Genomic DNA, 13,584 nt, shown 5'->3' with positions numbered 1-13,584 from the left:
ATAACCAGCCTGGCCGCCAAGCTGGATCCATTATGGGACGGACGTCACACCTGGCCATATTGTTGACCGTGGCGCAGCCAGCGGTCGAGCAACGGGCTGACGTGGTCGGGCCAGCGGGCCAGCAGGGCCTGGGCGGCGTCGCGCACGGCTGGCAGCAGGTCGGCGTCGCGCATCAGGTCGGCGACCTTGAACTGTAGCAGGCCGGTCTGGCGGGTCCCGAGCATCTCGCCCGGGCCGCGCAACTCCAGGTCCTTCTCTGCTATGACGAATCCGTCGTTGGTTTCCCGCATGATGCCCAGGCGCTCACGGCCGATCTGCGACAGCGGCGGGTGGTAGAGCAGCACGCAGTGGCTCACCGCGCTGCCCCGACCGACCCGGCCGCGCAACTGGTGCAACTGGGCCAGGCCCAGGCGCTCGGGGTTCTCGATGATCATAAGGCTGGCATTGGGCACGTCGACGCCGACCTCGATCACCGTGGTGGCCACCAGCAGTTGCAGGTCGCCGGCCTTGAACTCGGCCATCACCGCGGCCTTTTCTGCGGGCTTCATGCGTCCGTGGATCAGGCCCACGCGCAGCTCGCCCAGGGCGCTGCCCAGTTCCTCGAAGGTGCTTTCGGCGGCCTGGCAGGTGAGTTCCTCGGACTCTTCGATCAGGGTGCATACCCAATAGGCCTGGCGGCCTTCGGCGCAGGCGGCGCGGACCCGCTCGACCACCTCGAAGCGACGGCTGTCGGCGACCAGCACGGTGTTCACCGGGGTGCGCCCGGGCGGCAGCTCGTCGAGGATCGAGGTGTCCAGGTCGGCATAGGCGCTCATCGCCAGGGTGCGCGGGATTGGCGTGGCGGTCATGATCAGCTGGTGCGGGCACAGCTGGCCCATGACGCCCTTTTTACGCAGGGCCAGGCGCTGCTGCACGCCGAACCGGTGCTGTTCGTCGATGATCGCCAGGGCCAGGTGCTTGAACTGCACCTCCTCCTGGAACAGTGCGTGGGTGCCGACCACCATGGGCGCACCATTGGCGATCTGCTCCAGGGCGCTGGCGCGGGCCTTGCCCTTGAGCTTGCCGGCCAGCCATGCCACCTCGATGCCCAGCGGTTCGAGCCAGCGCTTGAAGGTGAGGTAGTGCTGTTCGGCGAGGATCTCGGTGGGCGCCATCAGGGCGACCTGGTAACCCGCTTCCAGAGCCTGCAGGGCGGCCAGCGCGGCGACCACGGTCTTGCCGGCGCCCACGTCGCCTTGCACCAGGCGCATCATTGGCTCGTGCTGGCTGAGATCGTAGGCAATTTCGTTGCCGACCCGCTGCTGGGCGCCGGTCGGGCTGAAGCCGAGATTCGCCAGGTACTGTGCCGGCAGGCGCGTAGCTTTGGGCAGTACCGGCGCGCGCAGGGCTCGCTGGCTTTCGCGCAGGCGCTGTTGCGACAGCTGGTGGGTCAGCAGTTCTTCGAAGGCCAGGCGGTGCTGGGCCCAGTGATGGCCTTCGGCGAGTTCGTCGAGATCGGCGTCGGCCGGCGGGTTGTGCAGGTAGCGGATCGCGTCGCTCAGCGGCGCCAGCTGATAGTCGCGGGCCAGCTCGTCGGGCAGCCAGTCGGGCAGGCTGCGTGGGCCGAGCAGGCCAAGGCTCTGCTGGCAGAGCAGGCGCAGGCGCTGTTGGGTCAGGCCTTCGGTGGTCGGGTAGATCGGTGTCAGCGTCTGTTCGACCGGCGGCGGTGCTTCGTCGCCGTTCAGCGCCCGGTATTCCGGGTGGTAGATCTCCAGCCCCGAGGCGCCGGGGCGGGCTTCACCATAGCAGCGCAGGTGGGTGCCGCGCTTGAGGCCCTCCTTCTGCGCATTGCTGAAATGGTAGAAGCGCAGGCTCAGCGTGCCGCTGCCGTCGCCCAGGCGCACCACCAGGCTGCGGCGCTTGCCCATGGTCACGTCGGCCCCGCTGACCACGCCCTCGATCACCGCGTCCTGGCCCGGACGCAGTTGGCCGATGGGCACCACGCGGGTGCGGTCCTGGTAGCGCAGCGGCAGGTGGAACAGCAGGTCCTGCAGGTTCTCCAGGCCGACCTTGGCGAGTTTTTCCGCCATGGCATCGCCTACGCCCTTGAGCGTGGTGACCGGGACGTTCGACAGCTCGGTCATGGGTTCAGGCCGGTTGTTCCACCGGCGGCTTGGCCACCGAGCAGAGGCGGATCGAGTCGGCGAGGATCTCGATGGCCTTCGGCCGCGGGAAGCTGGCGCGCCAGGCGATGGCCACGGTGCGGAACGGTGCGGGCGCGGTCAGCGGGCGGACTTCGATGACGCCCGGCGCGTAATGATGGCTGTGCACCGCCGACAGCGGCAGGATCGACACGCCCAGGCCCGATGCGACCATGTGGCGGATGGTTTCCAGCGAGCTGGACTCGACCGTGGTGTGCTTGGAGCCCTCGCCGCCCTTGTTCAGCGTCGGGCAGGCCTCGAGCACCTGGTCGCGGAAGCAGTGGCCCTCGCCGAGCAGCAGCAGGCTCTTGTCGTTGAGCATGGCGGTGTCGATGGTGTCCTTGGCGGTCCACGGGTGGTCGGCCGGCATCAAGGCGCAGAACGGCTCGTCGTACAGCGGCAAGGTCAGCACGTCGGCCTCGTTGAAAGGCAGGGCGATGATCACCGCGTCCAGTTCGCCGTTGCGCAGCTTTTCACGCAGCACGTGGGTGAAGTTCTCTTCGATGTACAACGGCATCTGCGGCGCCACGCGGTGCAACTGCGGGATCAGGTGCGGGAACAGATAGGGGCCGACGGTGTAGATGGCGCCGACCTTGAGCGGCGCGGTCAGCTGGTTCTTGCCGGCCTGGGCCAGCTCGCGGATGCCCTGGGCCTGCTCCAGCACCTTCTGCGCCTGGGCGACGATGCTCTCGCCGACCGGCGTGAGGCGCACCGCGCTCTTGCTGCGCTCGAAGATCAGCACGCCGAGTTCGTCCTCGAGCTTCTTCACGCCCACCGACAGGGTCGGTTGGCTGACGTGGCAACGCTCGGCCGCGTGGCCGAAGTGCTGCTCTTGCGCGAGGGTGACGATGTAGCGAAGTTCGGTGAGGGTCATAACGTGCGTCCATGAAGTTGCGGCCCCAGCATAGCGGCTGCAATCGATAGACGCACGTTATCAGACTTGCCGTTTTGTGACAGAAACAAAAACGTCAGCGTCGGTCCAGCGAATAGACGAACGGCGCAACGACTTCGATCGTGCCATTGTTCAGCAACTCCGCCGGAGGCTTTGGCACCGTGCCGGCACGGCGGATCATCTCCAGCGTGGCCCGGTCAAGCGCCGCACTGCCGGAACCGCCGGCCAGCGCGTACGAGACCACCTTGCCTTCGGCGTCGACGACGAAGCGCAGGCGGTTTATGCCCTGCAGTCCGCGACGGCGAGCGTCCTCGGGGTACTTCTTGTACTTGGCCAGGTGGCGCAGCAGATCGCTCTGCCAGCTCGGCAGGGCATTGCTGTTGGACGCGATGCTCGGCTGCGGCGCCGCCGACTTCTGCGGTGGCGTGTTGCTCGGCGGCGTGTCCGCGACGTCGTCCTTGGCTGGCGGCTCGTCCTTCGGCGGCTCAAGCTTCTTCTCGGGCTTGGGCGGCTGTGGCTTGGCCTTGGGCTTGGGCGGCTTGGGGATGGCGATCTTCGGCTTCGGCGCCTCTGCCAGCTTCGGCAGCGGCGGTTCCTCGACCGGCGTCGGCGGCTTCGGGGCGGCCTTGGGTGGCGGCGGCGGCGCGGGCTCGGGCAGCGGTGCCAGCTCGACCATCATCGCTGCCGGCGGCAACTCGAGGGCCTGGGGCACCGACCAGTTGAGCGTCAGCAGCACGGCGACCGCGTGCACGCCCAGCACGATCGCCAGGCTGCCACCGTAGCGCGCCATGTTTGAGCGCGTTTTCGTCATTTCTTGGCTGCCGTCTCGAGTCCGACCAGGCCGACCTTGAGGTAGCCGGCGGCACGCATGGTGTTCATCACTTCCATCAGGTCGCCGTAATCGACGCCCTTGTCAGCCTGGAAGAAGATGGTGGTTTCCTTGTCGCCCTTGGTCTTGGCGTCGAGCATGGCGCCAAGCTGGTCGCGCTGGGCCACCTCGTCGTCGCCGAGGTAGAGCTTCTTGTCGGCCTTGACGCTGACGAACACCGGCTTCTCGGGCCTCGGCGCGGGCTTCGCGGTCGAGGCGGGCAGGTCGACCTTGATGTCGACCGTGGCCAGGGGGGCCGCGACCATGAAGATGATCAGCAGCACCAGCATTACGTCGATGAACGGCGTGACGTTGATTTCGTGGTTCTCGGCGAGGTCGTCGCCACCTTCGTTGAGATGCAGGCCCATGGCTTACCCCACTTTCACCATGTGCGGGGCGGCGCGCTCGCTGCCCTGGTGGTCCAGGTCGCGGCTGACCAGCAGCAGGACCTGGGCGGAGGCGTCGGACACCTGTGCCTTGTAGCCGGCGATGGAGCGGGCGAAGACGTTGTAGATGACCACGGCCGGAATCGCGGCGACCAGGCCCAGGGCGGTGGCCAGCAGGGCTTCGGCGATACCTGGGGCGACCACGGCGAGGTTGGTGGTCTGGGTCTTGGCGATGCCGATGAAGCTGTTCATGATGCCCCAAACGGTGCCGAACAGACCGACGAACGGTGCGGTGGAACCGATGGTAGCCAGTACGCCGGTGCCGCTGCTCATGGTCCGGCCACTGGCGGCTACCAGGCGCTCCAGGCGGAAGCTGACGCGTTCCTTGATGCCTTCCTTCTCGCGGGCATTGGCCGACAGGCGCATTTCTTCGAGGGCGTCATGCACCAGGATGTGGGCCAGGGTGCCTTCCTTGTTCGACACCTCGCTGGCCTCTTTCAGGCTCACCGAGCGCTTCAGGGCGGCGATCTCGCCACGCAGGCGGCGCTTGGCGCCCATCAGCTCGAAGCCCTTGGCGATCCAGATGGTCCAGGTGATGATCGAGGCGATGGCCAGGCCGATCATCACGGCCTTCACCACCACGTCGGCGTTCTTGTACATGCCCCATGGGGACAGGTCGTGGGCCATGCCCAGCGAGGTGTCTTCGACCATCGCCTGCACGTTCTCGTTGGCCGGGGCCTGGCCTTCCACCGGCGCAGTCGCGTCGGCTGGTGCGGCAGCCGGGGCCTGGCCTTCTGCGGCAGGCGTGGCCGGGGCGGCGGCAGCGGCGGGTGGCGGGGTGGCGGCGACAGGCTCTTCGGCCATGGCTGCCGGGGCCAGTACCAGGCTGAACATCAGCGCGGCAATGGCGCGCCAGGCGCGCGACGGGGTTGGCGAAGCGGAAGGTTGAGTACGTGTCATGCTGGCCGGACCTGATGAAGAGAGATGGGTTGAGTTCTTCAAGGCCTCGAAGCAGGCCGAGAACAGACAGGGTCGCCATTATTGCAAGTAATTCTTGTTAACAAAAGTAATACTGTTGCTTTTTTTGACCTTGGTATAGCCGTTTATCGCGCTAACCCGATAGCCTGTGCCTTTCGCATTCGGAGGTTTGGTATGTCAGACGTTTCAGCTTTGATCGTGGGTTGCGGTGATGTGGGCAGCCGCCTGGCCCGCCAACTGCTTGCTCAAGGCTGGCAGGTCAGCGGCTTGCGCCGTTCGGTCGATCAGTTGCCCGAAGGGGTTCGGCCGATCGCCGCCGATCTGGCCGAGCCGCAGATACCGAGCGCCTGGCCCGAGCAGGGACCTGATTACCTGGTGTATTGCGTGGCGGCCAGCCAGCACGATGAAGCCGGCTACCAGGCGGCCTATGTAGAAGGTTTGCGCCATGTGCTGGGATGGCTGGCGGCGAAAGGGCAGCGGCCACGACGCCTGGTGTTCGTGTCCAGCAGCAGCGTGTATGCGCAGCAGGACGGTGAATGGATTGCCGAAGCGGCAGCCACGCAGCCCGAGGGCTATTCCGGCAAGGTGATGCTCGAGGCTGAGCGGCTGGCGCTGGACAGCGGCATTCCCGCGACGATCGTGCGCCTGACCGGCATCTATGGTCCGGGGCGCGAGTGGTTGCTGAGTCAGGTGCGCCAGGGTTATCGCGTGGCCGAGGAGCCACCGTTGTACGGCAATCGCATTCATGCCGAGGATGCCGCCGGCCTGATGGCGCACCTGCTGCGGGCCGATGCCCGGGGTGTTGCGCTGGATGACTGCTATATCGGCGTGGATGACGATCCGGCGCCGCTGGCCGAGGTGGTGGCCTGGCTGCGTGAATACCTGGGCGTTACCCAGTGGTCGGATGAGCAGCGGGTGCGGCGCACCGGCAGCAAGCGCTGCAGCAATGCGCGGGCGCGGGCGTTGGGGTGGGTGCCGATGTATCCGAGTTACAAAGAGGGGTATGCCGCCATTCTGCAAGGGCGTGGTTGAGACTACCGGCCCTATCGCGGGGCAAGCCCGCTCCCACGCATATCGTGGGAGCGGGCTTGCCCCGCGATGTTGGCTAATCCTTTTCCAGCACCCACTGCCGCGCACCGGCGGCCAGTTGCGGCATTTCATCCGGTTGGGCGCGGTTTACCGCCTGGAAGATTTCCAGGGTGTCGCCGTCGCGCTTGAAGATCCATGGCGCGCCACGCTGGTCGCGCTCCAGCCATAGGCTGTCGTTGCCATCGCCCATGGTCGCGCAGTCGCCCGCCAGGCACAGGGCGAAGCGGTCAGGGCCAGGCAGGCCGGTAACGTTGCCGGTGTCGCTGAAGCGCACCACTGCGCCCTTGCCCTGGCCTTCGACGATCTTCCAGTCGCCGCCCAGGTATTGCTGGTACAGCGCCTTCTCGAAGCTGCCACCCAGCGGCGTGTTCTGTGGGCCTTCGCTGCGCACGAAGGTTTGCTGGTGACCGGACGGGTCGATCGCCAGCAACTCGTCGCCGTCGAGCTTGAGCTGTTCGACCAGGCCACCTTCGAAGCTGACCTGCCAGTCTTTCTCGTTGGCGCTCAGGCGCCCGTCGGCAGCCTCGAAGCCATTGCTGAAGCTGGCCTGCTGGTTCTTGACGTCGATCTTCCACTCGAACACCGGGCCCTGGGCGTCGAGAGCCTGGCGCAGGCTGGTGCCTTTGCGGGCGGCGTCGATGGCGGCCTGGTTGATCCAGGTGCCGTTGAAGTCTTCGGGTTTATGGCTGGCGCAGCCGCCCAGGAGCAGGGCTGCCAGCGCGATAGGCAATGCGTGGCGCATGGGGGAAACCTTGGGGCAGGAGAGGGTGGTGACGGGCTGGATGCCCGTCACCGGGAGCATCACTCGAGGACCAGGATGGCGTCCATCTCGACCTGGGCACCCTTCGGCAGCGCGGCGACGCCGATGGCGGCGCGGGCCGGGTAAGGCTGTTCGAAGTAACGGCCCATGATTTCGTTGACCTTGGCGAAGTGGCTCAGGTCGGTGAGGAAGATGTTCAGCTTGACGATGTCCTTGAACGAACCGCCAGCGGCTTCGGCCACCGACTTCAGGTTCTCGAACACCTGGACGGTCTGGGCTTCGAAGCCTTCGACCAGTTCCATGGTCTTCGGATCGAGCGGGATCTGGCCCGACATGTACACGGTGTTGCCAGCCTTGATCGCTTGCGAGTAGGTGCCGATGGCGGCAGGGGCCTTGTCGCTGGTGATGACGGTCTTGCTCATGATGACTCCTTGCGGTTGGCGGACTACGCACGCATCCGGGTGATGCGGACCACGCCGGTCAAGGTGCGCAGCTTCTTGATCACGCGGGCCAGGTGCACGCGGTCGTGCACGCTGACCACCAGTTGGACCACGCTGATACGGCCGTCGCGTTCGTCCATGCTGATTTTCTCGATGTTGCCGTCGGCGGCGTTGACGCTGCTGGCCAGCAGCGCGATCAGGCCGCGCTGGTGTTCCAGTTCGACGCGCAGTTCGACGTTGAACTCGCCGGTGATGTCCTTGGCCCAGGAGAGCTGCAGGCACTTCTCAGGGTTGTGGCGGACTTCACTGATGTTGCGGCAGTCTTCCAGGTGCACGACCATGCCCTTGCCGGCCGACAGGTGGCCGACGATAGGGTCGCCCGGGATCGGGGTACAGCACTTGGCGTAGCTGAGCACCAGGCCCTCGGTGCCGCGGATCGCCAGCGGGCCTTCCGGCGCCGGCAGTTGCTCGCCTTCGGCGGACAGCAGGCGGCGGGCGACCACGTAGGCCATGCGGTTGCCCAGGCCGATGTCCTCGAGCAGGTCCTCGAGCAGTTCCAGGCGGTACTCGGCGAGGATCGACTGGATGCGTTCCTGGGGGATCTTTTCCAGGCTGCTGTCGAAGCCGGTCAGCACCTTGTTCAGCAGGCGCTCGCCGAGGCTGATGGACTCGGAGCGGCGCTGTTGCTTGAGGGCGTGGCGGATGTGCGTGCGTGCCTTGCCGGTGACCACGAAGTTGAGCCAGGCCGGGTTCGGCCGGGCGCCTGGGGCGCTGACGATCTCGACGGTGGAGCCGCTCTGCAGCGGCTCGGACAGCGGCGCCAGGCGGCGGTTGATGCGGCAGGCGATGCAGCTGTTGCCGACGTCGGTGTGCACCGCGTAGGCGAAGTCGACGGCGGTGGAGCCCTTGGGCAGCTCCATGATCCGGCCTTTGGGGGTGAAGACGTAGACCTCGTCCGGGAACAGGTCGATCTTCACGCTCTCGATGAACTCCAGCGAGTTGCCGGCGCGCTGCTGCAGCTCGAGGATGCCCTTGACCCACTGGCGGGCGCGGGCGTGGCTGCCCTTGGGCTGCTCTTCCTCGTTGGACTTGTACAGCCAGTGCGCGGCAATGCCGTTGTTGGCCATCTCTTCCATTTCGCGGGTGCGGATCTGGATCTCGATGGGCACGCCGTGCATGCCGAACAGCGTGGTGTGCAACGACTGGTAGCCGTTGGCCTTGGGGATCGCGATGTAGTCCTTGAACCGGCCCGGCAGTGGCTTGTACAGGTTGTGCACGGCGCCGAGCACGCGGTAGCAGGTGTCGACCTTGTCGACGATGATGCGGAAGGCGTACACGTCCATGATCTCGGTGAAGGCGCGACGCTTGCCGCGCATCTTCTTGTAGATGCCATAGAGGTGTTTCTGCCGGCCGCTGACTTCGCCTTGAATGCCATCGGCGGCCAGGCAGTTGGCCAGCGAGGTCTCGATCTTGGCGACGATTTCCTTGCGGTTGCCCCGCGCGCTCTTGACCGCCCGGTGGATCAGCGACGAACGCATCGGGTGCATGGCCTTGAAACCGAGGTCCTCGAACTCGACGCGCACAGTGTGCATCCCCAGGCGGTTGGCGATGGGGGCGTAGATCTCGAGGGTTTCCTTGGCGATGCGTCGGCGTTTTTCGCCGGACAGCACCTCCAGGGTGCGCATGTTGTGCAGGCGGTCGGCCAGCTTGACCAGGATCACGCGGATGTCGCGGGCCATGGCCATGGCCATCTTCTGGAAGTTCTCGGCCTGGGCCTCGGCCTTGGTCTCGAAGTTCATCTGGGTCAGCTTGCTGACCCCGTCGACCAGCTCGGCGACGGTCTCGCCGAATTGCTGGCTCAAGGCTTCCTTGGCGATGCCGGTGTCTTCGATCACGTCGTGCAGCATGGCCGCCATCAGGCTCTGATGGTCCATGTGCATGTCGGCGAGAATGCTGGCGACCGCCAGCGGATGGGTCACATAAGGCTCGCCGCTGCGGCGACGCTGGCCATCGTGGGCCTGCTCGGCGTAGAAGTAGGCCCGGCGAACCAGGTTGACCTGTTCGGGGCCCAGGTAAGTCGACAGCCGTTCGGCGAGGGCTTCTATACCCGGCATGGTTTCACCTCTTGCTGAAGAAGAGGGCCTTGCGCCGCACGGTGTCGACTGGGCATCAATCAGACGGCCTCGTTGTTCTCGTCCTCGAACGCGGCGAATACCGGATCCTCGGTGACGATCTCTTCGGCGGCGATGAACTCTGGCGTGACGATGCCTTCGGCGATTTCACGCAGGGCGACGACGGTCGGCTTGTCGTTTTCCCACGCAACGCGTGGCTCTTTGCCGCCGGTAGCCAGCTGGCGGGCGCGCTTGGTCGAGAGCATGACCAGCTCAAAGCGGTTATCCACGTGTTCCAGGCAGTCTTCAACAGTTACGCGGGCCATGGTCTTCCTCAGTAGCAAATGCGGTAGGCGTGCGCCCAGAATGGGCAGGCGGACTCGATAGTTTAAAAAATCACCAGCCAATAGGGAAGGGCTGTTTTGTCGGGTGCCCTTCCTCCGGTGCTGTTTGAGTCGTTTTCGCGGGCCCTGTGGGAGCGGGCTTGTCCGCGAAGCAGTTCACACCAAGCTGGGACGGACGATAACGGTTCCTGTTACCCGAAAACAACCGCCCCTGACGCGTTAACGCAACATTGCGTCGCGCAGGCGCGGGGTCAGCTCCTCGAACAGCGTCTGTACCGAGCGCAGGGCACGGCAATCGGGGCGGGTCAGCAGCCACAGCTGGGTGTCGCAGCCGGGCAGCGGGCCGCTCAGCGCCTCGACGCCGGGCAAGTCGTGGACCATGTAGTCGGGCAGTGCCGCCACGCCCAGGCCGGTGGTCACCAGTTGGGCGATGGTCGACATGCCGCTGCACTGGTAGCGCGGAATCAGCCCCGGGTGATGTTGGTTGCGCCAGACCACCGTGGCGTGGTCCTGCATGGAGTCGTCGGGGGCGATCCATGGCACGCTGGCGGCAGATTCCTGCAGGCGCTCGCGTAGCACCGGCAGGCCGCAGACCACGTAGGAGGTCGAGCCCAGGCAGCGGCCCACGAGGTGTTCCGGCGGCGTGTTGGTCAGGCGCAGGGCGATGTCGGCATCGCGGCGGCTGAGGTTGGCAAAGGTGTTGGAGGTGCCCATTTCCAGCGACAGCGCCGGGTAGTTGGGCATGAACTCGGCCAGCGCCGGCAGCAGCAGGCTGTGCAACACCGCCTCGGTGCAGGTCAGGCGCACGGTGCCGCTGACCACCTGCTCGCCGCTGGTCAGCGCGATGCGCGCCGCGTCCAGCGCCTGTTCGGCGCGCTCGGCCTGCTCGGCCAGGGCCTGGGCGGTGTCGGTGGGCAGGTAGCCCTTGCGGCTCTTGACGAACAGCGCAGTGCCCAGTGCCGATTCCAGCCGGCGGATCGAACGGAAGACCGTGGAAACGTCGACCTTGAGCAGTTCGGCGGCCTTGGCCAGGGACCGGCCGCGCTCCAGCGCCAGGACCAGGGCGAGGTCCGCATGGTTGATCTGATATTGCATCGATGCACGCTCTGCTTGCCGAAATGCCAATGTCTGTTGCGTTGGGGCCATTTTATAGTGAAACGGCCCCCGGGAATCAATGCAGCCGGTCGGCAACCAGCCCCCCACGATGGGCCAGTGAAAAGAACAACAGCAGCACCATCGTCGCCTTTCGAGGCGTCATCCGCAGTTCCCCACATCGCCGCTCCGAATCAAAGGATGTACAGCCATGACGTCGGTCTCCCCGTGCGCCAGTTCTTCCCGCGAGATGAATGAGTTCCTGGATGCCCATCCGGATACCCAGTACGTCGACCTGCTGATCTCCGACATGAACGGGGTGGTGCGCGGCAAGCGCATCGAACGCGCCAGCCTGCACAAGGTGTACGAGAAAGGCATCAACCTGCCGGCCTCGCTCTTCGCCCTGGATATCAACGGTTCAACCGTCGAAAGCACCGGTCTTGGCCTGGACATCGGCGACGCCGACCGTATCTGTTTCCCGATTCCGGGCACGCTCTGCGACGAGCCATGGCAGAAGCGTCCGACCGCGCAGTTGCTGATGACCATGCATGAGCTGGATGGCGCGCCGTTCTTCGCCGATCCGCGCGAGGTGCTGCGCCAGGTGGTGAGCCGGTTCGACGACCTGGGCCTGGATATCTGCGCCGCGTTCGAGCTGGAGTTCTACCTGATCGACCAGGACAACCTCAACGGCCGTCCGCAGCCGCCGCGCTCGCCGATTTCGGGCAAGCGCCCGCAGTCGACCCAGGTGTACCTGATCGACGACCTCGACGAATATGCCGACTGCCTGCAGGACATGCTCGAAGCCGCCAAGGAGCAGGGCCTGCCCGCCGACGCCATCGTCAAGGAAAGCGCCCCGGCGCAGTTCGAGGTCAACCTGCACCATGTCGCCGACCCGCTGAAGGCCTGCGACTATGCGATCCTGCTCAAGCGCCTGATCAAGAACGTCGCCTACGACCATGAGATGGACTCCACCTTCATGGCCAAGCCCTATCCGGGCCAGGCAGGCAACGGTCTGCACGTGCACATCTCGCTGCTGGACAAGAAGACCGGCAAGAACATCTTTACCAATGACGACCCGCTGCAGAGCGAGACCCTGCGCCACGCCATCGGCGGCGTGCTGGAGACCATGCCGGCATCGATGGCGTTCCTGTGCCCGAACATCAACTCCTACCGCCGCTTCGGCGCCCAGTTCTACGTGCCCAATGCGCCGAGCTGGGGCCTGGACAACCGCACCGTCGCGGTCCGCGTGCCGACCGACAGCAGTGAGAACGTGCGCATCGAGCACCGCGTGGCCGGTGCCGACGCCAACCCGTACCTGATGCTCGCGGCGATCCTCGCCGGCATCCACCATGGCCTGACCAACAAGGTCGAGCCGAACGCGCCGATCGAAGGCAACTCGTACGAACAGCTGGAACAGAGCCTGCCGAACAACCTGCGCGACGCCCTGCGCGCGCTGGATGACAGCGAAGTCCTCAACCAATACATCAGCCCGGACTACATCGACATCTTCGTGGCCTGCAAGGAGAGCGAGCTGGCCGAGTTCGAAGTGTCGATCTCCGACCTCGAGTACAACTGGTACCTGCACACGGTGTAAGCCCATGAGCGCATTTGCGGTCCCCTTGATCGGTGTCAGCGCCTGCCGCCAGCAGGTGGGAAAGAACTCGTCGCACACGGTGGGCGACAAGTATGTCGAGGCCGCGGGCTTTGCCGGGCTGCCGCTGATCCTGCCGGCGCGTGATGGCGGCAGCGACACCCGGGCGCTGCTGGCCCGGCTCGATGGCATTCTTTTTACCGGTTCGCCTTCAAATGTCGAGCCGCATCATTACAATGGCGCCCCCAGCGCGGAAGGTACCCGGCACGATCTTGCACGTGATCGCCTTACCTTGCCGCTGCTGCAGGCGGCCATTGCCGCCGGTGTGCCGGTGTTGTGCATCTGCCGTGGCTTCCAGGAACTGAACGTGGCCCTTGGCGGCACCCTGCACCAGCGCGTGCAGGAACTGCCCGGCTACCTGGACCACCGCGAACCTGAGGACGCACCCCTGGAGGTGCAATACGGCCCTCGTCATCCCGTCGCGGTCACCGCAGGCGGGTTGTTCGAGCGCCTGGGCCTGGCGGCGCAGTTCGAGGTCAACTCGCTGCACAGCCAGGGTATCGACCGCCTGGCCCCGGGTCTGCGCGTCGAGGCACGGGCCCCGGATGGCCTGGTCGAAGCGGTGTCGATGCCTGATGCGCCGGGCTTTGTAGTCGGCGTGCAGTGGCACCCTGAATGGCGTTTCGCCGAAAACCCGGTTTCGCTGCGCCTGTTCGAGGCGTTCCGCGAGGCTTGCATTGCCCATGCTGCTCGGGAGGGTGTACGTCAGGAAACACGCTGACGTTAGCCGAAGGTCCAGGATGACCGTGCCCCACCACGAGCTTTCAATGAGTGAAAGCGGGCCCACTACGGC

13 protein-coding genes are annotated in these 13,584 nt (G+C 65.7%); 3 read left to right on the top strand and 10 right to left on the bottom strand.

What is annotated here, in order from left to right; genetic code table 11:
* Positions 1–44: 44 nt before the first annotated feature.
* The 5 genes from recG to exbB all read right to left on the bottom strand — a co-directional run bounded on the left by recG (position 45) and on the right by exbB (position 5,286).
* Positions 45–2,123: an ATP-dependent DNA helicase RecG gene (gene recG / locus K5H97_RS28680; protein ID WP_028689957.1), complete on the bottom strand. Its 2,079-nt coding sequence runs from the start codon at positions 2,121–2,123 to the stop codon at positions 45–47.
* A 4-nt stretch (positions 2,124–2,127) separates the two neighbouring features.
* The gene (locus tag K5H97_RS28675; RefSeq protein WP_028689956.1) at positions 2,128–3,054 is read right to left on the bottom strand and encodes a hydrogen peroxide-inducible genes activator; all 927 of its coding nucleotides are present in this window, start codon (positions 3,052–3,054) and stop codon (positions 2,128–2,130) included.
* Between the two features lie 94 nt (positions 3,055–3,148).
* The gene (locus tag K5H97_RS28670) at positions 3,149–3,883 is read right to left on the bottom strand and encodes an energy transducer TonB (RefSeq protein WP_028689955.1); all 735 of its coding nucleotides are present in this window, start codon (positions 3,881–3,883) and stop codon (positions 3,149–3,151) included.
* A complete protein-coding gene (gene exbD, locus K5H97_RS28665) occupies positions 3,880–4,308 on the bottom strand; it encodes a TonB system transport protein ExbD (RefSeq protein ID WP_023632733.1) in 429 nt (142 codons plus the stop codon). Before exbD ends, K5H97_RS28670 begins: the two co-directional genes overlap by 4 nt.
* Positions 4,309–4,311: 3 nt before the next feature.
* A complete protein-coding gene (gene exbB / locus K5H97_RS28660) occupies positions 4,312–5,286 on the bottom strand; it encodes a tonB-system energizer ExbB (RefSeq protein ID WP_028689954.1) in 975 nt (324 codons plus the stop codon).
* A 192-nt stretch (positions 5,287–5,478) separates the two neighbouring features.
* On the opposite strand from exbB, the gene K5H97_RS28655 reads away from it, so the two are divergent.
* Positions 5,479–6,336 carry an SDR family oxidoreductase gene (locus tag K5H97_RS28655; protein ID WP_028689953.1) on the top strand — a complete coding sequence of 286 codons (858 nt, stop codon included), beginning with the start codon at positions 5,479–5,481 and terminating at the stop codon, positions 6,334–6,336.
* Between the two features lie 73 nt (positions 6,337–6,409).
* Here K5H97_RS28655 and K5H97_RS28650 read toward each other — a convergent pair whose 3' ends face one another.
* The 5 genes from K5H97_RS28650 to K5H97_RS28630 form a co-directional block, all read right to left on the bottom strand.
* Positions 6,410–7,135 (bottom strand): hypothetical protein, encoded by a 726-nt coding sequence (locus K5H97_RS28650; RefSeq protein WP_028689952.1) that lies wholly within the window; start codon positions 7,133–7,135, stop codon positions 6,410–6,412.
* Between the two features lie 59 nt (positions 7,136–7,194).
* A complete protein-coding gene (locus K5H97_RS28645) occupies positions 7,195–7,575 on the bottom strand; it encodes a RidA family protein (protein WP_028689951.1) in 381 nt (126 codons plus the stop codon).
* Between the two features lie 23 nt (positions 7,576–7,598).
* Positions 7,599–9,707 carry a bifunctional GTP diphosphokinase/guanosine-3',5'-bis pyrophosphate 3'-pyrophosphohydrolase gene (gene spoT / locus K5H97_RS28640; RefSeq protein WP_028689950.1) on the bottom strand — a complete coding sequence of 703 codons (2,109 nt, stop codon included), beginning with the start codon at positions 9,705–9,707 and terminating at the stop codon, positions 7,599–7,601.
* Between the two features lie 59 nt (positions 9,708–9,766).
* Entirely contained in the window at positions 9,767–10,030 is a 264-nt protein-coding gene (rpoZ, locus tag K5H97_RS28635) for a DNA-directed RNA polymerase subunit omega (protein WP_008091595.1), read from the bottom strand.
* A 237-nt stretch (positions 10,031–10,267) separates the two neighbouring features.
* Positions 10,268–11,143, bottom strand: a complete 876-nt coding sequence (locus tag K5H97_RS28630; protein ID WP_028689949.1) for a LysR family transcriptional regulator — start codon at positions 11,141–11,143, stop codon at positions 10,268–10,270.
* A 208-nt stretch (positions 11,144–11,351) separates the two neighbouring features.
* Between K5H97_RS28630 and K5H97_RS28625 the strand changes: the two genes are divergently transcribed.
* Together K5H97_RS28625 and K5H97_RS28620 are read left to right on the top strand one after the other, a co-directional pair.
* The gene (locus K5H97_RS28625) at positions 11,352–12,734 is read left to right on the top strand and encodes a glutamine synthetase family protein (protein WP_028689948.1); all 1,383 of its coding nucleotides are present in this window, start codon (positions 11,352–11,354) and stop codon (positions 12,732–12,734) included.
* 4 nt (positions 12,735–12,738) lie between these two features.
* Positions 12,739–13,512, top strand: a complete 774-nt coding sequence (locus tag K5H97_RS28620) for a gamma-glutamyl-gamma-aminobutyrate hydrolase family protein (RefSeq protein ID WP_028689947.1) — start codon at positions 12,739–12,741, stop codon at positions 13,510–13,512.
* Positions 13,513–13,584: the final 72 nt, after the last annotated feature.

This window comes from Pseudomonas mosselii (genome assembly GCF_019823065.1).
Classification (GTDB): Bacteria; Pseudomonadota; Gammaproteobacteria; order Pseudomonadales; family Pseudomonadaceae; genus Aquipseudomonas; species Aquipseudomonas mosselii.
Note: the sequence above shows the minus strand (reverse complement) of the source record. Positions and strands in the feature narration are given on the sequence as shown.